The sequence below is a fragment of the Mycobacterium triplex genome (assembly GCF_000689255.1).
Taxonomy (GTDB): Bacteria; Actinomycetota; Actinomycetes; order Mycobacteriales; family Mycobacteriaceae; genus Mycobacterium; species Mycobacterium triplex.
The window spans coordinates 4,381,583-4,403,272 of record NZ_HG964446.1; the positions used below are offsets into that span (position 1 = coordinate 4,381,583).

Below are 21,690 nucleotides of genomic sequence, written 5' to 3' on the forward strand. Positions count from 1 at the left end.
GGACACAAGATTGGCGGTCAGGCCGCGCCCTCGCCGAGGTACCGGGCCCAGGACGGATCCATTTCCTTGACCGTGGACAGCAGTCGCCAGTGCTGTCCGGTCGGCGGCAGCGGCGCGCGGCGCAGTGCCCAACCGAGTTCGGCGAGCAGCTTGTCGCCCTTGCGGTGATTGCAGGTCGAGCAGCAGGCGACGCAGTTCTCCCAGGAGTGGTCGCCGCCGCGGCTGCGGGGCACGACGTGGTCGACGGTGTCGGCCTTCGCGCCGCAGTAGGCGCAGCAGAAACGGTCGCGGTGCATCAGCGCGGCGCGGGTCATCGGGACGCGGGCCCGGTACGGCACCCGGACATAGGACCGCAGCTGGATCACCGACGGGACCACGATCGACTCGCTCGCCGAGTGGATGACGGGTCCGCCGGGGTCGGCGTGCACCACGTCCGCCTTGCCGCAGATCACCATCACGATCGCCCGCCGCATCGGCAGCGCGGTCAGTGGTTCGTAGGTGGAATTCAGCAGCAGCACCCGGCGCCGGCTCCAGATCGAGGCGCTCTCGTGCCGGTTGGGCGGATGGGTCTCGACGGTCGGGATGGGGCGGTGGGAAACGCTATGCAGGGACGACGCGGTTGGGGGCCCGGTTAACCCTGCCGTGGCCCCTGAACTTCGGTGGCCGCGGCGTCTCTTGCCCTGCGCCATAAATCCTCCGCGGATAGTCCACCATGATTCGTCGCCAATCGCACGCCTAATTGCAGGTGCTCGCCGTGTCGAGCCGGTGAACAGCAGTAGCGACTCGGCCCGTTTGACTGCGCCGACCGGCCGATGCACCACAATGGGGGGTGATGGATCAGGTACAACAGTCCTTCTACGACGCCGTCGGCGGCGCTGAGACCTTCAAAACGATCGTGGCACGCTTCTACGCCCAGGTCCCCGAGGACGAGATCCTGCGCGAGCTGTATCCCCCCGACGACCTGGCGGGCGCCGAAGAGCGGTTGCGCATGTTCCTCGAGCAGTACTGGGGCGGCCCGCGCACCTATTCCGACCAGCGCGGACACCCCCGGCTGCGAATGCGGCACGTGCCGTTCCGGATCACCCCGATCGAGCGCGACGCGTGGCTGCGGTGCATGCACACCGCCGTCGCGTCGATCGACGCACAGACCCTCGACGACGAGCATCGCCGAGAGTTGCTCGACTATTTGGAAATGGCCGCACACTCACTCGTCAATTCATCGTTTTGATGCCCAGCAACTGAAACGGAGCATTCATGAGCCCCGCAGCATGGTGGTCGAACGCGGTTTTTTACCAGATCTATCCGCGATCGTTCGCCGACAGCAACGGCGACGGGGTCGGCGACATCGACGGCATCGTCGCCCACCTGGACCACCTCGAACGGCTGGGCATCGATGCGATTTGGCTCAGCCCGGTCACCGTTTCGCCGATGGCCGACCACGGCTACGACGTCGCCGATCCCCGTGACATCGACCCGCTGTTCGGCGGGATGCCCGCGATCGAACGGCTGATCGCGGCGGCACACGAGCGCAACATCAAGATCACCATGGACGTGGTGCCCAACCACACCAGCTCGCAGCACCCGTGGTTTGCCGCCGCGCTGGCCGCCGGCCCCGGCACCGACGCCCGGGAGCGGTACTACTTCCGCGACGGCAAGGGGCCGAACGGCGAGCTGCCGCCGAACAACTGGACGTCGGTGTTCGGCGGGTCGGCCTGGGAGCGGGTGATCGAGCCGGACGGCAACCCCGGCCAGTACTACCTGCACCTGTTCGATACCCACCAGCCGGACCTGAACTGGGACAACCCCGAGGTCTTCGACGACTTCGAGACGTCACTGCGGTTCTGGCTGGACCGCGGCGTGGACGGCTTCCGCATCGACGTGGCACACGGCATGGCCAAACCGGCCGGCCTGCCCGACGCGAAGGAAACCGTCAAGGTGTTGTCGCATGCCGACGACGACCCGCGTTTCAACAACCCGGCCGTGCACGACATCCACCGCAAGATCCGCAAGATCGTCGACGAGTATCCCGGCGCGGTGGCCATCGGCGAGGTGTGGGTGATGGACAACATGCTCTGGGCCGAGTACCTGCGGCCCGACGAACTGCATCTCGGTTTCAACTTCCGGCTGACCAAGGTCGCCTTCGACGCCGCCCAAATCCACGACGCGATCGAGAATTCACTCGCGGCCACCAAGATCTACGACGCCGTCCCGACCTGGACGCTGTCCAACCACGACATCGACCGTGAGGTCACCCGCTACGGCGGCGGCGAGATCGGCACGCGCCGGGCGCGGGCGATGTTGCTGGCGATGCTCGCCCTGCCGGGCACGGTGTTCATCTACAACGGCGAGGAGCTCGGGTTGCCCGACGTGTTGGACCTGCCCGAGGAGGTGCTGCAGGACCCGACCTGGGAACGCTCGGGCCACACCGAGCGGGGCCGCGACAAGGTCCGGGTGCCGCTGCCGTGGTCGGGCGACACTCCCCCGTTCGGGTTCTCCAGTTCGCCCGACACCTGGTTGCCGATGCCCGCGGATTGGGCGCCGCTGACGGTCCAGAAGCAGGACGCCGATCCGAACTCGACGTTGGCGTTTTTCCGCACCGCGCTCAAAATGCGCAGGGAGCGTGCCGAATTCGGCGGCGGCGCGCTGGAGTGGCTGACCGTAACGGACGACGCGCTGGTATTCCGGCGCGGCGCCGCGGGTCTGGTCTGCGCGTTGAACACCGGAAAGCGTCCGATGCCACTGCCGGCCGGCGAACTCGTTTTGGCCAGCGCCCCATTGGTCGACGGTCAGTTGCCGGCCGACGCGGCGGCCTGGTTGGTCTAGCCTCCCGCCGGCGGGCCGATTCGCGCCGCGGCCCGCCCTGGCCTATATGTGGTACATGGCAGCGTATGCGTGGGCAGTGATCGGAGCCGGCCCCGCCGGAATTGCCGCGGTCGGAAGGCTTTTAGATCGGGGCATCGCCGCAGCCAAGATCGCCTGGATCGATCCCGCTTTTGCGGCAGGCGATCTCGGCCAGAAGTGGCGTGCGGTGTCGAGTAACACCATTGCCGAGACCTTCCTGAACTTCCTGAATGGCTCTGCGGCGTTTCGGTTCTCGGAGGCACCGCCGCTGCCACTGCACGATGTCGACCCGAACGACACGTGCGCCCTCGACCTGGTCGCCGATCCGTTGGTGTGGATCACCGCGCAGTTGCGCGAGCGGGTAGACGCTTTTCAAACCACGGCGACAGCGCTTTTCCTGGGCAATAGGCGATGGAGAATTGAAACCGACCGACAAGAAGTCGTCTCCGAAAATGTGATCCTCGCCGTCGGCGCCGTCCCCAAGAAGCTGGCTTACCCCGGCCTCGACGAGATTCCGGTGGAGGTCGCGCTGGATCCCGACCGGCTCGCCGAGCGGTCGCTCGACGGCGCCACGGTCGCCGTCTTCGGCTCGTCGCACTCGTCGATGATCGTGCTGCCCAATCTGCTGCGCCACCCCGTCAAGAGGGTGATCAACTTCTACCAGAGCCCATTGAAATACGCTGTGTATCTTGACGATTGGATCCTGTTCGACGACACTGGCCTCAAGGGCCGAGCGGCCGCGTGGGCTCGGGAAAACATCGACGGGGTCTACCCGGAGCGGCTGGAGAGATGTTGGGTGTCCAGCCCGGAATTCGACGAGTTACTCGCCCAATGCGATCGCGCGGTCTACACCGTCGGCTTTGAGCGCAGAAAGCTGCCCGAGACACCGCAGTGGGGCGTGCTGGATTACAACCGGAGAAACGGAATCCTGGCCCCGGGGCTCTTCGGGCTGGGCATCGCTTTTCCGGAATACGCGGAAGATCCATACGGATTCGGGCAATACCGGGTGGGGCTCAAGAAATTCATGGATTACCTGGATGCCGTTTTGCCGCTGTGGCTGCTGTACCGAACCTGACGCACCGCTCACAGCAACGTCATCGCGGCCTCGCCGCGTCGGCGGTAGACCGAACCGAAGCGCGCGTCCAGACGCAACCAGGCCGGAAGGGTCCGGACCCGGATCATTTCGCTCGCATCGATTGCATCCCTTGACTGCGGCAGGAAACCCATTGCGGTCAAAGCGAACACACAACGCATCGGCAGCCCCACGCTGACATCGGCCGAGCTGACCCGGATCACCTCCTGGTCGAGCAGCGACGCCGGCGGACCGTGCGAGCTGCTGTGCTCCTTGGCCAGCCGGGCGCCTTCTTGCGCCAGGTCCATCATCACCTGGGCCGGCACGTCGTCGAGGTAGGTGAAGCCGGATTCCGGCGGCAGCGCACTGCGCCACGACGAGTCCATCGCGAAACCCGGATCGACGTAGCCGGTGCCGTCCATCGCCGACAGCCCGCGCGCCAGCCCGTCCGCGGCGACCGTCATATCCTCGGGCCGCAGCTGGCCCACCACCACCCGGCTGGCCAGCACGTCGAAACCCGTTGCCATCCAGGCGGTTAGCAAGCCCGAAGATCGAGCCCGCAACCGAACGACCGCGGCATCGTCAAGGCGAACAGCGTGATCGACGAACGCGGCCAGGTCGGCGCGGTGGGCCTGCATCGATGCCGGGCCCAGCCACAATCCGCGATCGGCTAACGCAGCCACCGTTGCAAATACTCCCGATGCTGTGGCGAAAGTCGCACCAGCCGCTGCTCCTGGATGTGAACGGCGGCCAGCTGCGACTCGGCGATGACGGCCGGCTTGGACTCCGGATCGGCACTGACCGACCGCACCTCGTAGCCCAGCGTGAAGTCGACCGTCCGCAGCTGCTTGGTCCAGATGGTCACCTGCAGAGGCGAATCCACCAACTTCAGCTGCGCTTTGTAGGTGACGCGCACGTCGGCGATCAGCAGGCCGATCTCCAAGATATCGACCTCGAAGGCCGGCTTGAGGAAGGGAACCCGTGACTCTTCCAGCAGCGTGACCATCGTGGCGTGGTTGACGTGTTGATACATGTCGATGTCCGACCAGCGCACCGGCACCGACGCGACGTATCCGATGGTCACCCGGACGTCCCCCGCCCGCTGGTGCGGGTCATGCGACGGATCTGCCGGGCGGCCACCGACAGCGTCGCGAGGTCCTTGCCGCCGCTGGCATAGATTTCGGTGAGCGTGCGCCGCGCCCGCTCCACCCGGGACGCGCTGATGTGCTCCCACTCCGCGATCTTCTCTTCGCCACTTTCGTCCGGTTCCCCCACCGCCAGCACGTCGAGACACAGCGATCGCAGCGAGGCGTAGATGTCGTCGCGAATCGCCAAGCGCGCCAACGAATGCCAGCGGTCGTAGCGCGGCAGCGCGGAGATCGCGGTGAGCAGGCCGTCGGTGCCCAGCCGGTCCATCAGCGCGAAGTACGTGTCCGCGACGTCGGCGGGATCGGTCTCGGTGATGTCGGCGATGTCGATGATGTCGAGCAGGCTGAAGCGGTACAGCCCGGCCGCCACCAGGTAGGCCAGCTCTTCGGGCGCGCCTTGGGCGGCGAACGCCGCGGCTTCCTGTTCGACGATGGCCTTGTCGTCACCGCGCAGCCAATCCGACATGCGCGGGGTCAGCGTTTTGACCTTGGCGGCGAACCGGTTGATTTCGGCGCCGACGGCCAGCGGCTGGGGGCGATAGTTGAGCAGCCAGCGTCCGGCCCGGTCGATCAGCCGTCGGGTATCCAGGGTCATCCGGTCCGACACCGCGACCGGGATATCCGCCGCGCGGATGCCGCGCCAGATCTGGTCGATACCGAAGATCGCGTCGGTGGCGACCCAGGTGCGCACCGCGTCGATGTGCCCGACGCCGACATCCTGGGTGAGTCGGTAGGCATAGCTGATGCCGGCGGTGTCCACCATGTCGTTGATCAGCATCGTCGTGACGATCTCGCGGCGTAGCTGATGAGTACGGATCTCCGGGGTGAACCGTTCGCGCAAAGGCGTCGGGAAATACCGGGGCAGCCGTGAGGCGAAGACGTCCTGCTCCGGTAGCTCGGTGGTCAGCATCTCCGCTTTGAGGAGCAGCTTGACGTGAGCCATCAGCGTGCACAGCTCGGGCGAGGTGAGCCCGAGACCGGCCTCGGTGCGCCGCGCGATTTCCTTCTCCGACGGCAGCGCTTCCAGTTCGCGGTCGACGCCGTTCTCCTCGAGGTACTTGATCTGCATCGCGTGCACCGGCAGCAGGCTCGCGGCGTTGGCGCGGCTGGTGCCCACCAGGTCGTTCTGGTCCTCGTTGTCGGCGAGCACCAGTTTGGCGACCTCGTCGGTCATCGATTCCAGCAGCGCGCTGCGCTCGTCGGCGTTCACCTTGCCGGCGGTGACCAGCGAGTCGATCAGGATCTTGATGTTGACCTCGTGGTCGGAGCAATCCACGCCGGCGGAGTTGTCCATCGCGTCGGTGTTGACCCGCCCACCGGCCAGGTCGAACTCGATGCGACCCAGGGCCGTCACGCCCAGGTTGCCGCCCTCGCCGATCACCTTGGCGCGCAACTGGTTTCCGTTGACCCGCACCGGGTCGTTGGCACGATCGCCGACGTCGGCGTCGGACTCGGACTCGGCTTTGACGTAGGTACCGATGCCGCCGTTGAACAGCAGGTCCACCGGCGCCAGCAGGATCGCCTTGATCAGGTTGGGCGGAGCCATCTCGGTGATCTCGTCGTCGATGCCGAGCGCCAGGCGCACCTGCGGGCTGATCGGGATCGCCTTCTGCTCGCGGCTGTACACCCCGCCGCCCTCGCTGATCAACGACTTGTCGTAGTCCTCCCAGCTGGACCGCGGCAGGTCGAACATCCGCCGGCGTTCCAGCCACGTCGCCGCCGCGTCGGGGTCGGGGTCCAAGAAGATGTGCCGGTGATCGAAGGCGGCGATCAGCCTGATGTGCTTGCTCAACAGCATGCCGTTGCCGAACACGTCGCCGCTCATGTCGCCGACGCCGACCACCGTGAAGTCCTCGGTTTGGGTGTCGACGCCCATCTCGCGGAAGTGTCGCTTGACGGCTTCCCAGGCGCCCTTGGCGGTGATGCCCATCGCCTTGTGGTCGTAGCCGACCGATCCGCCGGACGCGAAGGCGTCGCCCAGCCAGAAGCCGTAGGAGTGGGCGACGTCGTTGGCGATGTCGGAGAAGGTGGCGGTGCCCTTGTCCGCGGCGACCACCAGGTAGGCGTCGTCGCCGTCGCGGCGAATCACCTGCGGTGGCGGGCTGACCTTGCCGGTGGAGTGGTCGACATTGTCGGTGACGTCGAGCAATCCGGAGATGAAGAGCTGATAGCAGGCGACGCCCTCGGCGCGGGTCGCGTCGCGGTCGGCCGCGGCATCCCCGGTGGGCAGCGGCGGTCGCTTGAGGACGAACCCACCCTTGGCCCCGACCGGCACGATGACGGCGTTCTTGACCGCCTGCGCCTTGACCAGGCCGAGGATCTCGGTGCGGAAGTCGTCGCGCCGGTCCGACCAGCGCAACCCGCCGCGCGCCACCGGGCCGAACCGCAGGTGCACGCCCTCGACACGCGGTGAGTAGACGAAGATTTCGTACTTGGGCCGCGGCAGCGGAAGCTCGTCGACCAGCTGGGCATCCAGCTTGATCGCCAGCACGTTGCGAGCCCGGGCCGAACCTTCGCGTGTCACAAAGTAATTCGTGCGCAACGTCGCCTGCACCAGTGACGCGAAGGCGCGCAGGATGCGGTCGGTGTCCAGACTGACCAGCGCGTCGATGTCCGCAGCGACCGCGGCGGCGGCCGTTTGCGCATCGCGGCTCGTCGCCGATCCCGCGGTGCTGGGATCGAAAAGCGCTTCAAACAGCCGCACCAGCGATCGCGCGGTCGAGGGGTGCTCGTTGAGCACCGATTCGATGTAGGCCTGGCTGTAGGGAAAGTTGGCCTGCCGCAAGTACTTTGCGTAGGCGCGCAGCAGCACGACCTGCTGCCAGCTCAGCCCGGCGCGCATCACCAGCTCGTTGAACCGGTCGACCTCGACGCGGCCGTGCCAAATCGCGGTGACCGCCTCGGCGAATCGTTCCGCCGTCGCGTCCCGGTCGGCCTGCGTCTGCGCCAGCTGGATGGTCGGGTGCGGCGAGATGCGGAACTGATAGATCCACACCGGCAATCCGTCCGGCCGGACGACCGTGAACGGGCGCTCCTCGAGCACCACCACACCCATGCTCTGCAGCATCGGCAGCAGCTGGCTCAGCGAGGCACTGTGCCCGCCCAGGAACCAGGTCAATTGCGCGGTTTCCTCGCCGCGATCGGCGAATACCAGCTTGACCGAATCGTCGGTCAGCTCCTTGATGATGCTGATGTGGCCAATCGCGTCGTCGGGCGTCAGCGCCGACTTGTAGCCCTCGGAGAAGGCGCTCGCGTAGTGCTCGGCGTCGGCATGCGAGATCGCTCCCGTGGGTGCGGCGGCGACGAGGCGGTCCGACCAGGTGCGCGCGGCCTCGCTGATCAGCGCCTGGATTCGCATCCGGTTCTTCTCGGAGACGTCGACCGGGCCCGCATCTTCGGGCAGTCTCACCATGAAATGCATTAGTGCCCAAGGCGATTCACTGACGCGCGCGGTGAATTCCAATCGCGTCCCGCCGAATTCGCGAACCAGGATGTCCTCGATCTGCAGCCGCACGGCCGTCGTGTAGCGATCGCGGGGCACATACACCAGGCAGGAGACGAAGTAGCGCAGCCGGTCGTCGCGCACGAACAACAACGCGCGCCGTTGGGATCCCAGATCCACCACGGCTTTGGCCATCGTAAAGAGCCGTTCTCCGCTGAGGGTGAACAGCTCCGAACGTGGGACGGTCTGGATCACGTCGAGGATCAACTGAGCCGGGTGCACGGGGTCGCTGTCGGCCATCGCCAGCGCCTCGCGGACCCGGCGCGAGATCGACGGGATCTCCAAGACGTCGGCGTTCATCGCTGCGACGGTGAACAATCCGACGAAGCGGTGCTCGATCACGCCGCTGTCGACGTATTCGCGCACCCCGATGGCATAGGGGTAGGCCCCGTAGCGCAGGTAGCTGCCGACGGTGGCCTGGGCCAGGACCAGAAGTTTGTCGTCGTCCGTCAGCCGGGGGCGCGAACCGGTGCGGCTGCGCAGCACGCCGAGATCGCTTGTCCCGTCGCCGGAGACCAGGCCGTCGTGCACCCGGCACCGCTGGTAACCCAGCAACAAGAAGTTGCCTTCACCCAGCCAGCGCAGCAGCGCCGCGACATCCTCGCGGTCGGGCGCGGTGAAGCGCCCCCCGACGTTGTTCTCGACGTCTGCGGCCAGGTTGCTCAGCGCGGCGATGATCGCCGCCGCGTCGGCGGCCACCTGTTGGACGTCGCTGAGGACCCTCGGCAGCACCCTTTCGACCTCGGCGAGCGCCTTGGTGTCGACGGAGGGCACGAACTGGATGTGGATCCAGGCCTCGCCGACGTATTGCGGTGTGCCGGGCGCTTTCGGTTCGATGCTGAGCAGGTCGCCCGACGGGCTGCGCTGGACGTCGAACACCGGGGTCATCAGCGCGGAGTATGAGACGCCGAGCCGGTGCAGCAGCACCGTGACGGAGTCCATCAGCATGCCGCCGTGGTCGGTGACGACCTGCAGCGCGGGCCCGAAGCCCGCGGGATCCTCGGGCGGGTAGACCGCGACGCAGCTCTCGCCGGGCAGCCGGTGCTCGCCGAGCCGGTAATGGGCACTCAGCAACGCCGGGGTGAGGATGGCGGCCGGGATGTTCAGGTCGATGACGCCGGTTTCGAGGGTTCCGGGTTCTTTGTCGTGGGGGCCGCGATAGGTCTCGATGTAGGCCTTGGAGATCCACTCGGGCACGTCCGACATCGAGGAGAATGCGGTCCACGGCGTAGTTTTCTGCTTCGGTCCGGAACCGATCGTCATGCCGTTAGCTCCCTACTCAGGACGGATGGCACTACGCTCAGTCACCCCGCTTCTCGGCGACCGAACCGGGCGCGTCGTTGCGGCTGCTGGCAAAGGTGACACTAGTCCCGCGTCAGCTTGCGGTGCGTCACCCGGTGCGGCCTGGCGGCCTCGACTCCGAGTCGTTCCACCTTGTTTTCCTCGTATGCACCGAAGTTGCCCTCGAACCAGAACCACTTGGCCTCGTTGTCGTCGTCACCCTCCCAGGCCAGGATGTGCGTGCAGGTGCGGTCGAGGAACCAGCGGTCGTGCGAGATGACCACCGCGCAGCCGGGGAATTGTTCGAGGGCGTTCTCCAGCGAACCCAAGGTTTCGACGTCGAGGTCGTTGGTCGGCTCGTCGAGCAGGATCAGGTTGCCGCCCTGCTTGAGCGTCAGCGCGAGGTTGAGCCGGTTGCGCTCGCCACCGGACAGCACACCGGCCGGCTTCTGCTGATCGGGGCCCTTGAATCCGAACGCCGATACGTAGGCCCGCGACGGCATCTCGCTCTGGCCGACGACGATGTGGTCCAGCCCGTCGGAGACGACTTCCCACACGGTCTTCTTCGGATCGATGCCCGCGCGGGTCTGGTCGACGTAGCTCAGCTTGACGGTTTCGCCGACCTTGACGGTGCCGCTGTCCGGCTCTTCGAGACCGACGATGGTTTTGAACAGCGTGGTCTTACCGACGCCGTTGGGGCCGATCACGCCGACAATGCCGTTGCGGGGCAAGGTGAACGACAGATCCTTGATCAGGGTGCGTCCGTCGTAGCCCTTGTCCAGGTGGTCGACCTCGACCACCACGTTGCCCAGCCGCGGGCCGACGGGGATCTGGATCTCCTCGAAGTCGAGCTTGCGCGTCTTCTCCGCCTCGGCGGCCATTTCTTCGTAGCGCTGCAGGCGGGCCTTGCTCTTGGCCTGGCGCGCCTTGGCGCCGGAGCGCACCCAGGCCAGTTCCTCTTGGAGCCGCTTGTGCAGCTTGGCGTCCTTGCGGCCCTGGACCGCGATCCGCTCGGCCTTCTTCTCCAGGTAGGTCGAGTAGTTGCCTTCGTAGGGGTAGGCGCGGCCGCGGTCGAGTTCCAGGATCCATTCGGCGACGTTGTCCAGGAAGTAACGGTCGTGGGTGACGGCCAGGATCGCGCCCGCGTAGCTGGCCAGGTGCTGTTCGAGCCACTGCACACTCTCGGCGTCCAGGTGGTTGGTCGGCTCGTCGAGCAACAGCAGGTCGGGCTTGGACAGCAGCAGCTTGCACAGCGCCACCCGGCGGCGCTCACCGCCGGAGAGGTTGGTCACCGGCTCGTCGGGCGGCGGGCAGCGCAGCGCATCCATCGCCTGCTCCAGCTGCGAGTCGAGGTCCCACGCGTCGGCATGGTCCAGCTCCTCTTGCAGCCGGCCCATCTCCTCCATCAGTTCGTCGGAGTAGTCGGTGGCCATCAGCTCGGCGACCTCGTTGAAGCGGTCGAGCTTGACCTTGATCTCGCCCAAGCCCTCTTCGACGTTGCCGCGAACGGTCTTCTCCTCGTTCAGCGGCGGCTCCTGCAGCAAGATGCCGACCGTGGCGTCGTTGGCCAGGAATGCATCGCCGTTGTTCGGCTTGTCCAGACCGGCCATGATCCGCAAGACGCTCGACTTGCCGGCGCCGTTGGGGCCGACGACACCGATCTTGGCGCCCGGGAAAAAGCTCAGCGTGACGTCGTCCAGGATCACCTTGTCGCCGTGCGCCTTGCGGACCTTTTTCATCGTGTAGATGAACTCAGCCATGCCGCGGTTTTGCCTTTCTGGTGTTCGAGAAGATCTCGCGGACCATCCTAGGCATCACCCAACGGCGCCGACCCGACGCCGTCGGCTAGGCGGACAGAGACAGCGGGCTGGGGTCCTCGGCGCCGTCGCCGGATTCGGCCGAGTCGTCCTGGGCGACCGGTTCGGGTGCGGTGTCGGCGACCGCGCCGGCCGGTTCCGCGTCGGGGCCGGTGTAGCCGGGCTTTTCGATCCGCACGATCGCGCGTGAGACGTCGGGCCCGACGGACGTGGCGCGCATCTCCAGCGACGAACGCCGATTGCCATCACGGTCCTCGTACTCGCTGGTGTAGACGAAGCCGACCACGATCACCGGTGCGCCCTTACCGAGCGCGGCCCCGACGCCGGTGACCAACTTGCCCCAGCAATTGACGTTGATGAACAGCGAGTTCCCCGGCTCCCAACCGCCGTCCGCGGTCCGGCGGCGCGAATTGCTGGCTACCCGGAACTTCATGACCTCCTGACTTCCGACCTGCCGGCGCTCGGGATTGTTGACGATGTGGCCGACCACGGTGAGCGGTGTTTCGAACATGACTTGGTTCCTTTCGTATTGCGTGTGACTGCTGCCCATTCAGCGCGGGCGCACCGACGAGTCACCGGCGGTCCGGTCCGATGGTCGGCAGCGTCTGTGGACAAACTCGTGACTGGGGATAAGGACTCGTCTGGCCACCCGGGACCAGGGGCCCTGGGCCGAGGTTGTCGCAGTCGGCTGTGAGGATCGGGTTATGTCGATCGGGTCGTCTTGCGTGGTGGTGAGCCCTAAGGAGCGGCTGGAGGTGTTGTTTGGCGAGTTGGCGGAGTTGACCGGTCAACGCAATGCCATTGATGCCCGCATTGTGCAGATCACCGCGGAGATCGACCACGACGGGTTGTGGGGGATGACCGGTGCGCGGTCGGTGGCGGCGTTGGTGGCCTGGAAGACCGGGTCGTCGCCGGCCAACGCCCACACCATCGCCACCGTGGCCCACCGGCTCGACGAGTTTCCGCGCTGCGCTGCGGGGATGGCCGAGGGTCGGCTGTCGCTGGATCAGATCGGGGTGATCGCGGGCGGGGCGGGGCAGGGATCCGATGAGCACTACGCGGCACTGGCCTCGGTGGCCACCGTCAGCCAGCTGCGCACCGCGGTCAAACTCGAACCACGACCCCACCCCGAGCCGGCCCGGCCGGCCCCGCCCGCCTCGATCAGCAAAACCGCCACCGAGGAGTCCACCTGCTGGCGGATCACCCTGCCCCACCCCGATGCGGCGAAGTTCGAGGCGGCGCTGGCCTCGCACCGCGACGCCCTGATCACCGAATACAAACAGGACCACGCCACCAGCGCCGGTGATTTGGTGCCCCCATTCCCGGGGACTGTGGAGGCGTTTCTGCGCCTGGTGCAGACCGGCTGGGATGCCGAGGCCACCCGCCGCCCGCACGGCCAGCACACCACCGTGGTGGTGCACCTCGATGTGGCCCAGCGGGCCGCGGCGCTGCATCTGGGCCCGCTGCTGTCCGACGCCGAACGCCACTACCTGACCTGTGATGCCACCGGCGAAGTGTGGTTCGAACGCGCCGGTGAGCCTATCGGCGCCGGGCGCACCACCCGGCTGATCAGCCGGCGGCTACGCCGCGCCCTGCAACACCGCGACCGCACCTGCGCGGTGCCCGGCTGCGGGGCCACCCGCGGCCTACACGCCCACCACATCGTGCACTGGGAAGACGGCGGCCCCACCGAACTGGCCAACCTGGTCCTGCTCTGCCCGTATCATCACCGCCTGCACCACCGCGGCGGCATCACCATCACCGGACCCGCCGACCACCTCACCATCACCGACAGCACCGGCCAACAGCTGCGCCCGGGATCACTCGCCCGCCCACCAAAACGTCCCCCACCCGATGTGCCACCCTGCCCCGGACCCACCGGCGAACCCGCCCACTGGTGGTGGTACCAACCCTTCCAACCACAACCACCACCCCCCACCAACTAGGCAGACATTCGTTCGTGACAGGCGCACCAACATGCGCCAAGTCGGGTAACGGCACCGAAGCACTAGCGGGAGTGCGATACACGAATGCGCTTGCGGGCACGTTTAATTCGCACGCGAGCCGCTGGAGCCATTCGGTCGCCGGTCACCCCGAATCCAAAGCGCCCGCGGCGAAGATAGGCATCCATCCGCTCCCGACGGATGCGCGACCGTACCGTCACTGCGGAAATTTGCGCCGGAAATCGCCGTGCCGTTACGCTCGCGGATCGCTCGAAGGCCTTGGCCCTGACCCGCGAGCCAGTTCGGCCAGCATGGCGTTGTAGGCGGCCAGGTCGGCGTCGTCGTCGCGGTCGGCCGCCCGGTCAAGACGCCGTGCGGTCCGCGCGTCGCTGCGGGCCCACTGCACCAGCAGCGCGAGCATCACGATCACGAGTGGCACTTCGCCTGCCGCCCAAGCGATTCCGCCACCCAGGCGTTGATCGCCCAGCAGATCGGTGTGCCAACTCAAGCCCAGCGACCGGTAGTAGGCCTCCCCCAGCACGGTTGGGGTGCCCATCAGTTCCACACCGAAGAACGCGTGCATGGGCAAGGACGCGAACACCACGCCCACCTTGGCCAGCGGCGGGATCGGCCGCGGTGTCGGGTCCACGCCGATCACCACCCAATAGAAGAGGTAGCCGCTGACCAGGAAGTGCACGTTCATCGCCAGATGCCCGGCATGGCTGGCGACCGCGTTGTCGAAGATGGAGGTGAAGTACAGGCCGTAGAAGCCCGCGACGAACAGCACCGTCGCCACGATCGGATTGGTCAGGATGCGCGACACCCGGCTGTGCAGCGCGGCCAGCAGCCATTCACGCATGGCCGGCGGATCGTCGCGGCCCGCGGCGGGCAACGCCCGCAGCGCCAGGCTGACCGGCGCGCCCAGCACCAGCAGGATCGGCACCAGCATCGACAGCCCCATGTGCGCGGCCATGTGCATGCTGAACATCGCCGGCATGTAGCGGCCGACGCCGGACGAAGTCACGAACAGCAGGGTCACACAGCCCAGCAACCAGGCCAGGATCCGGCCGGACGGCCAGTGATCGCCGCGGCGGTGCAGCCGCAGCACCCCCGCGATATACAGCGCGGCCAAAATGATTGCGGCCGTACCGAAGATCAGATCGAAGCGCCAGTCGAGCAGGATGCGCGCCACCGTCGGCCCGCCGTCGAAGTCGTAGCCGATCTCCGCCTCGGGAATCGACGGCAGGCGGATCGGCGGTGGTGGGGGCGGGGTGCGGCCCAGCCCGACGGCGATGCCGAACGTCACGCCGAACAGCACCGCCTCGACCAGCGCCAGCCGAATCAGGCCGCTGCGTGACGTGGGATCACGTTGCAGCGCAACGACTCCGGCGCGCCGTTGACGCCAGCCCAGGACACCCAGCGCGCATAGCGCCACGAACTTGGCCAGCACCAGCCGCCCGTACGGCGTGGTCAGCAGGTCCGACGGCAACACCCGCACCAAGGCGTTCATCACGCCACTGAGCGCCATCGCGACCCAGCACCACAGCGCGATCGTCGAGAAGCGCCGCGCCGCAAGGGCGAGGTAGTCGCCGCCCCGCACCGCGTGCGCGAGCAGCGCCAGCAGCCCGCCGGCCCACAGGCTGGCGGCGAGCAGGTGGATCAGAAGGCTGTTGGTGGCCAGGTCGTGCGAGCCGCCGGCCGACGAGTGTCCCGTCAGCCCCAGCGGGATCAGCGTGATCACCGACCCGGCCAGCAGCAGCGGCGTCCACGACCAACGGAGCACCGCCAAGCTGGCCAACGTGACGGCGGCGGCCAGGAACGCGGTCCAGCGCCACGAGGATGCGGTGTTGACCAGGCTGGCCAGCGTCCACAGGCGCACCGGATTGAGGATCTCGGTCAACCGGTGACCGGATACATCGGAAATGGTCAGCGGGATCAGTAAGAACGCACACACCGCCCACCCGCCCGACGCGACCGTTCCCACCCGTAGCGCCCGGTACCCGCCGGCGTCGAGCACGCCGGACTTCTGCGGCGGCACCAGAAACGCCGCGAAGAGAAACGATCCGACCGCCAGCACCGCGGCGATCTCACCCGCGGCCCGGACGAACGGCAGGCCCAGGGTTGTCGCCGGGCCCGGATCGGGCAACCCGGTGGCGGTCAGCGTATCGGCCAGCGACAGCGCCCCGATCCCGGCGGCGGTGCAGCCGGCCAGCACCGCGACGCCGGTAAGCAGCGGCCACACCAGCTCTCTGGCCTTGGCTGCGGACTGGCCAACCGTCATACATCCAGAGTATGGGCGGGCGCCCGCAAAGCCCGTGCTACCCAGCCGGGCGAGCGGTTCGCTCCTCGCGTGCCTGGAATTCGCGGGCCACGAATTGGTTGCGGGCGATGTGCTCGACGTAGCCGAAATCCCGCAGGATCGCCCGCAATTCCCGGCGGAAGGCAGTGCGGCGTTCGGCCAGATCCTCCGCCGGTGCGATCAGATCCTGATCGGCGACGACCTGGCGCGCGGTGGCAAAGAGCAGCGTAGACACCGACTCGCTGCTGCGCACCCGGGTCTGTGCCACGTATTGCTGACCGACCCCGAGTGCGGCCTCGGTGAGTTCCTGCTGCCCGACATCGGCCGGCGCATCGCGCAACACGTCGGCGACGATCTCGTAGGCCTCGAAGAACACCCGCAGCATCGCGTCGGACATCAACGGCCGCTTGGCGAACAGCAACGCGTCGATCGCGGCGCCGCCGGCCGCGACGTGAGTTTCCCAATCGTCATGCCATGCCATTTCTTCGGCGATGTTGTCGCGAAAGGCCGTCGAATCGGCGAAGTAGAAGTCGAATTTGAGCAGATCCCGCAACCGCATCGCCTGAGACCAGAAGGCTTCCATGCGATCGCCTTCGGTGTGCCGGGCATGCGCCAGGGCGAGTTCGACGATCGAGGTCTCCAGGAAGGCGTGGATGACCGAGTTTCGGTAGAACGCCGCGGCGTGCTCCTTGTCGGGGGTGATCAGCCACACCGGCTCGCGGCCGCTGTCGACGCGAGTGATCGGGTGCCCGTTGGACAATGCGTCGACGGCCGCGCGCACCCCGTCGCTCGTGCGCAGCCGCAACGCGCTATTCGATACGGGCGTGTTCTTGCGGTCCAGGTAATCCAGCGAGTCCTGCAGGGTGTGGTGCAGTTGGTCGAGCGTGAGGGCCGCGCCCCGGGTGGTGAGTAGCAACGCGCACACCAAACCCGTCGCCGTCACCGGCGTTGCCCGCAGGATCCGCCACGCAACTTCGAACGACATCTTTTGCAGCGCAAGACGTTTGGCGTCCCCATCTTGGGCTAACGGGCCGTGCGGCGGGCCGAGGTACTGGCGCATCGAGACCGCTTCGGGGAAGCGGACGTAGATCTTGCCGTAGTTGCGTTCACCCTGCGCCTTGATGAAGTTGTACAGCCACAGCACGCCCTCGGGCGTCTTCTCGCCGCCGCGTGCGTAGGCGGCGTATTCGGCCGTCTCGTGCAGCTGATCGAAGCCGATCGAAACCGGTTGCAGCAGAATGTCTTCGCTGCGGCCATCAAGATACGCGTTGGCCACATACGACATCAGGCCGAGCTTTGGGGGCAGCATCTTGCCGGTGCGCGAGCGGGTGCCCTCGATGGACCAGCTCAGGTTGAATCGCTTCTCGACGATGTAGCCGACGTATTCGCGCAGCACGTACTTGTAGAGCGGATTGTCGGCGATGTCGCGGCGGATGAAGATCACGCCGGAGCGCCGCAACAGCGGCCCCATCAACCCGAAGGACAGGTTGATGCCGGCGAACACATGCACCGGCGGTAACCGGTTTTCCTGCATCGCGACCGGCACCACCGCGCCGTCGATGTAGGACCGGTGTGAGAACAGCAGCACCGCCGGGTGAACTTCCAACCCGGTGCGCATCGCGGCGATCTGGAACGCGTCGTAGTCGATCTCCGGTTCGAAGCCGCGGCAAATCGCCCTGGCGAGAACGGAAACCAGGTCGACCGACACCCGGCTCCACCCGGTCGCCAACTCGTCGAGCATCTTGCTCGCTTCTTCGACGCTGGCGCCCGGGATCTTCTTCAGTCCGGCGCGAAACCGCGTGGACGCCAAAATCTCCGGCTTCATCAGTCGCGGCGACTTGTACTGCGGCCCGAGGATTCGATACTCGGCCCGTTCTAACGCCAAAAGGGCACGGCGCGTGACGAACTGGGCGAAATCGCGTTCGTCCCCGCCGACGGTGGTGTCGCGCCATTGCTGGCGGAGTTCGGACGCCTTGGCCGCCTCGCCGGCCACCACCCGGGCGCGGTGGCGATCCTTGCTCAGGATGTTGCGCTGGCGACGTTGGTTGGGGTGGTAGGGATCCCAGCCCGGAAGTAACCCTGCCAGCTTCGCCGCCCTGCCGCGATCCGGTGCCGGTAGCCAGAACACCCGTACCGGCACGATCGAGCGGTCTTCGCCGGATTCGAGTCGGTCGACAAGCAGGTTCAGCGCCGTGGGCGGCGCATCGCCAGAAGGAAGTTTGAGCACGTCGAACTTCACTTCCGGATTCCGGGCGCGCTGCTGGCTCAGCCATTCCATCACCAGCTGCGTTTCGACGGCGGACTCCATGGACGCCAACACCAGCGAATCTCGCGCGGTCAGGACTGCGCTGGTATCTGCGGCCGGTTGTGTCACGTGCGCCCTCGGGGCGGAGACGTCGACTCGGCGCTACCGGGCTGGTCCGTGCCGGGCTGCACCGCCGCACCGTCGTTGAGTGCAACCTCCGACTCATTCGGATTCGGCTGCGCCGGTTGAGGTTTGGCGGCGGCCTTGGTCGCTTTGGCCGCCGACTTTCGTGGCGCGGCCTTTTTTGCCGCAGCCTTTCTGGCCGGGGCCTTGGTCGCGGCGGCCTTGGCGGAACGCTTGGCCGGGGTCTTTTTGGCCGGCTCCTTGCCGGAGTACAGCTCGGCCTCGGGCAGCTCGTCCTCGGGCCAGTTGGCCAGGGTGTCCAGATACAGCTGGCGCACCTCGGCGATGTGCTCGGGCAGCGTCTCCACCGTCCAGTCCGTCACCGGGATCGGCGGGAACACCGCGACATCGACCGTGCCGGGGTTGATCGTGGTCGAGTTGCGGGCGGCGACGATCTCCGCGTTGCGAATCACGATGGGCACGATCGGAATTCCCGCCGCCATCGCGATGCGGAACGGCCCCTTCTTGAACGGCCCGACCTCGGTGGTGTCGATCCGGGTACCTTCGGGGGCGATCAGGATCGAGAGGCCTTTTTTGGCCCGTTCTTCGACGGTCTTCATCGTCTCCAGCGCGGCGACCGGATCGTCGCGGTCGATGAACACGCCGTCGGTCAGCTTGCCGAGGGTGCCCACGATCGGATCCTTCTGCAGCTCTTTCTTAGCGACGGCAACCCAGTTGTCGCGCACCAACGCTCCGGCGATGACGGGGTCAACCTGGTTGCGGTGGTTGAAGATAAACACCGCCGGGCGTTGTGCGGTCAGGTGCTCCTTGCCGATGACGTTCAGGCTCACGCCGCTGGCGCCCAACAGCGTCTGGGGGAAGGTCGAGGTGAAGAAGTTCACCCCCCGCCGTCGGCTCAGGGTCAGCAGGCCGACCCCCAGCGCTCCGGCCGCGACCGGGAACATCGAGCCGATGCCGGCCAGCGTGCGCACCTGTGGCCGGATACCGACGCTGCCCCGGCTGCTGAATTCCAGGACCGGCCAACCCCGGCGTTTGGCGACGGCGGCCATCTTGCCTTCGGGGTTGGTGGGCCGCGGATTGCCGACCAGATACATCAGCGCGACGTCCTCGTCGCCGTCGGCGTAGAAGTAGCTGTCTTTCAGGTCGATGTCGTGCTCGGCCGCAAACCGTTGTACCGCAGCGGCTTTGCCCGGCCCCCAAAGGATCGGCTCGACGACCTCGCCGGTCAGCAACCCGTCCTCGTTGACCTCGAACTTGTTGGTGAGCGTGTTGGTGATGCCGAGGAAGCGGGCCACCGGGTTGACCTGGATGGTCAGCGCCGACGAACTGAGCACCACGGTGTGGCCGCGAGCCACGTGGGCGCGCACCAGCTCACGCATCTCCGGGTAGATCCGCGACTCGATCCGTTGTGCGAAGAGCCGCTCGCCGATCTCGTCCAGGTCGGTCAGCATCCGGCCGCGCAGCGCCTCGGATGCCTTGCTGATCAGATCTTCGAACTCGAGGCGCCCGAGCCGGTGGTTCAGACCGGCCTGAACCATGCTGAGCAGCTCGCCGACGCCGATGTCCCGCCGGCGCAAGCGCTCCTGGGTGAGGATCACCGCGGTGAACCCGGCGACCAGCGTCCCGTCCATGTCGAAGAACGCACCGACTTTGGGCCCGGGGGGACTGGCGCGGATCTCGGCGACCGAGCCGGGCAACCGCAAATCCTTTGGGGGCGCTGGTATCCCGCGGTCTTTCGCCGCGCTCATGAGCCCGACATCGATTCGGACAACACATTGGGTCGCGCAGCGAACGATGCCGGCACCGCGTGCGGCGCCGGATCGCCGGCCAGCGCGAGAATCTCGTCGAAGCCCTCCAACAGGCACTGAGCGAACAAGGCTTCCTTTCGTACCGATGCTCTGTCGTAGCGCACCGTGATGGTGCACCACCCGCCACGCGAAATTAGCACCACCATCATCGCCACACCGGGCAGCGGGCCGATACCGTACTGCCGCAAGACTTTTGCGCCGGCGATGTAGGTGTCCCCCGGGTAGACGGGGACATTGCTGGCCTGCACGTCGGCTCCGACCACCGAGCCGGTGATTCCCTCCAGCACGGCCGTCGGGAGCACGCTGAGCACCGGCGCCATCGAGCCGATGATGTTCATCGCGGGCTCGTCGCGGCGCTGCGTCATCTGGGCGCGAATCTTGCGCATCCGGGCCACCGGATCGCCGGCACCGACGGGCGCCGACAGGTTGACACCGGTGAACCGATTGCCGCCGGCGGTGTCGGCGTCGGCGCGCAAGCTGACCGGCACCGCCATCGGCAGCGAGCCGATCGGGACGCCGAGTGCCTGGTGGTAGCGCTGTAAGGCGCCGCACAGGCCGGCGAGATACGCGTCGTTGATCGACCCACCGCCGGCTTTGGCGGCCTTGTGCAGATCGGCGAGCGGGATGTCGATCGCCTCGGAACGAGTGGCCAGACTGCGCCGGCGCAGCAGCGGCGACGGCTCGGCGGCACGGTTGACGACCCGGATGCCGGAGATGGCGTAGTTCACGATCCCCGACACCGTCGACACCGGTTCCATGAGCACCCGCCCGGCCGCCGACACCGCTGTAGAGACTGCCCCCAAGACACCGCCGATCAGGGCGACCGGCAAGTGGTTGAAGCCCTCTCGCATCAAATCGTTGGGCGACAGATCCTGCGGGACCGGCAGCGGCGGCGTCGGCCGCGCCGGTGGATCGCGCTCGAGGTCATAGATCTCGGCGAACATCTCGACACCGCCGACCCCATCGGTGACGGCGTGGCTGACGTGCAGCAGCGTCGCGGCCTTGCCGTCGGGCAGACCCTCGACCAGGGTCGCCGTCCACAGCGGCCGCGAAATGTCCAGCGGCGACTGCAGGATCAGCTCGGCGAGATCGAACACCTCACGCAGCGTGCCGGGTTCGGACACGCGGACTCGCCGGACGTGGAAGTCCAAATTGAAGTCGGGGTCCACCACCCAGCGCGGGTTGGCCGTCGGCAGCGTCGGCACCACCACCTTCTGGCGCAGCCGCAACACTTTTCGCGACGCATTTTCAAACCGGGTGCGGAATCGCTCCCAGTCCGGCGTCGTGTCGAGCAGTTCCAGCGCCATGATCCCCGACCGGGTACGCGGATTCGCTTCGCCTCGGTGCAGCAGGTAATCGACCGGCCCGAGCTCGTCGGACAATCCGAGAGTCCCCTCGGGCTCAGTCATGATCGCCGGATCGACGCGCCACGCTTGTCACCGCCGTCAAGCCTCCTGCCTCAGCTCCGCCAACCGGATAGCTCCACCAACGCTAGTCGCGTTGACGCACTGGTGAAAGGCACGATTCAGTCGCTGCTGCCGGCGCAGCGAGCCGGTGGACGCAGCGTTTTGGCAGGCAGTTGACTGCGCA

General features: G+C 67.0%; 14 protein-coding genes. 4 read left to right on the plus strand and 10 right to left on the minus strand.

Translation table 11 applies throughout. The features are described from left to right. Positions 1-17 precede the first annotated feature (17 nt). On the minus strand, positions 18-689 hold the full coding sequence (locus BN973_RS20265) for an HNH endonuclease (RefSeq protein WP_036470453.1): 672 nt from the start codon (positions 687-689) through the stop codon (positions 18-20). Between the two features lie 143 nt (positions 690-832). On the opposite strand from BN973_RS20265, the gene BN973_RS20270 reads away from it, so the two are divergent. From BN973_RS20270 to BN973_RS20280, 3 genes are all read left to right on the plus strand, one after another. Further along, positions 833-1,228 carry a globin gene (locus tag BN973_RS20270; RefSeq protein WP_036472773.1) on the plus strand — a complete coding sequence of 132 codons (396 nt, stop codon included), beginning with the start codon at positions 833-835 and terminating at the stop codon, positions 1,226-1,228. Positions 1,229-1,254: 26 nt separating this feature from the next. Continuing rightward, a complete protein-coding gene (locus BN973_RS20275) occupies positions 1,255-2,823 on the plus strand; it encodes a glycoside hydrolase family 13 protein (protein ID WP_036470455.1) in 1,569 nt (522 codons plus the stop codon). 76 nt (positions 2,824-2,899) lie between these two features. Next, complete coding sequence (locus tag BN973_RS20280; RefSeq protein WP_051641622.1) at positions 2,900-3,916, plus strand: NAD(P)/FAD-dependent oxidoreductase; 1,017 nt, start codon at positions 2,900-2,902, stop codon at positions 3,914-3,916. Between the two features lie 8 nt (positions 3,917-3,924). On the opposite strand, the gene BN973_RS20285 is transcribed toward BN973_RS20280, so the two are convergent. The 5 genes from BN973_RS20285 to BN973_RS20305 all read right to left on the minus strand — a co-directional run bounded on the left by BN973_RS20285 (position 3,925) and on the right by BN973_RS20305 (position 12,172). Continuing rightward, entirely contained in the window at positions 3,925-4,551 is a 627-nt protein-coding gene (locus tag BN973_RS20285; protein ID WP_051641623.1) for a hypothetical protein, read from the minus strand. A 32-nt stretch (positions 4,552-4,583) separates the two neighbouring features. Beyond that, positions 4,584-4,997, minus strand: coding sequence for an acyl-CoA thioesterase (locus BN973_RS20290; RefSeq protein ID WP_036470458.1), 414 nt, complete (start codon positions 4,995-4,997; stop codon positions 4,584-4,586). Next, on the minus strand, positions 4,994-9,826 hold the full coding sequence (locus BN973_RS20295) for an NAD-glutamate dehydrogenase (protein WP_036470460.1): 4,833 nt from the start codon (positions 9,824-9,826) through the stop codon (positions 4,994-4,996). Before BN973_RS20295 ends, BN973_RS20290 begins: the two co-directional genes overlap by 4 nt. Positions 9,827-9,927: 101 nt before the next feature. After that, complete coding sequence (gene ettA, locus BN973_RS20300) at positions 9,928-11,604, minus strand: energy-dependent translational throttle protein EttA (RefSeq protein WP_036470461.1); 1,677 nt, start codon at positions 11,602-11,604, stop codon at positions 9,928-9,930. An 85-nt stretch (positions 11,605-11,689) separates the two neighbouring features. Then, positions 11,690-12,172 (minus strand): single-stranded DNA-binding protein, encoded by a 483-nt coding sequence (locus BN973_RS20305; RefSeq protein WP_036472775.1) that lies wholly within the window; start codon positions 12,170-12,172, stop codon positions 11,690-11,692. Between the two features lie 193 nt (positions 12,173-12,365). Here BN973_RS20305 and BN973_RS20310 point away from each other — a divergent pair, with 193 nt between their 5' ends. Then, positions 12,366-13,607, plus strand: coding sequence for an HNH endonuclease signature motif containing protein (locus BN973_RS20310; protein WP_036470464.1), 1,242 nt, complete (start codon positions 12,366-12,368; stop codon positions 13,605-13,607). Between the two features lie 250 nt (positions 13,608-13,857). Here the strand turns inward: BN973_RS20310 and BN973_RS20315 are convergent, their stop codons facing one another. The 4 genes from BN973_RS20315 to BN973_RS20330 are packed head-to-tail and all read right to left on the minus strand — an operon-like array spanning position 13,858 to position 21,509. Further along, positions 13,858-15,885 (minus strand): cytochrome c oxidase assembly protein, encoded by a 2,028-nt coding sequence (locus BN973_RS20315; RefSeq protein ID WP_036470465.1) that lies wholly within the window; start codon positions 15,883-15,885, stop codon positions 13,858-13,860. Between the two features lie 37 nt (positions 15,886-15,922). Continuing rightward, positions 15,923-18,277 (minus strand): glycerol-3-phosphate 1-O-acyltransferase, encoded by a 2,355-nt coding sequence (locus BN973_RS20320; RefSeq protein WP_036470467.1) that lies wholly within the window; start codon positions 18,275-18,277, stop codon positions 15,923-15,925. Next, the gene (locus tag BN973_RS20325; RefSeq protein WP_036470469.1) at positions 18,274-20,040 is read right to left on the minus strand and encodes an HAD-IB family hydrolase/lysophospholipid acyltransferase family protein; all 1,767 of its coding nucleotides are present in this window, start codon (positions 20,038-20,040) and stop codon (positions 18,274-18,276) included. The genes BN973_RS20320 and BN973_RS20325 overlap by 4 nt, the downstream gene beginning before the upstream one ends. Next, positions 20,037-21,509, minus strand: coding sequence for a WS/DGAT/MGAT family O-acyltransferase (locus BN973_RS20330; RefSeq protein WP_036470470.1), 1,473 nt, complete (start codon positions 21,507-21,509; stop codon positions 20,037-20,039). The genes BN973_RS20325 and BN973_RS20330 overlap by 4 nt, the downstream gene beginning before the upstream one ends. Between the last annotated feature and the right edge of the window lie 181 nt (positions 21,510-21,690).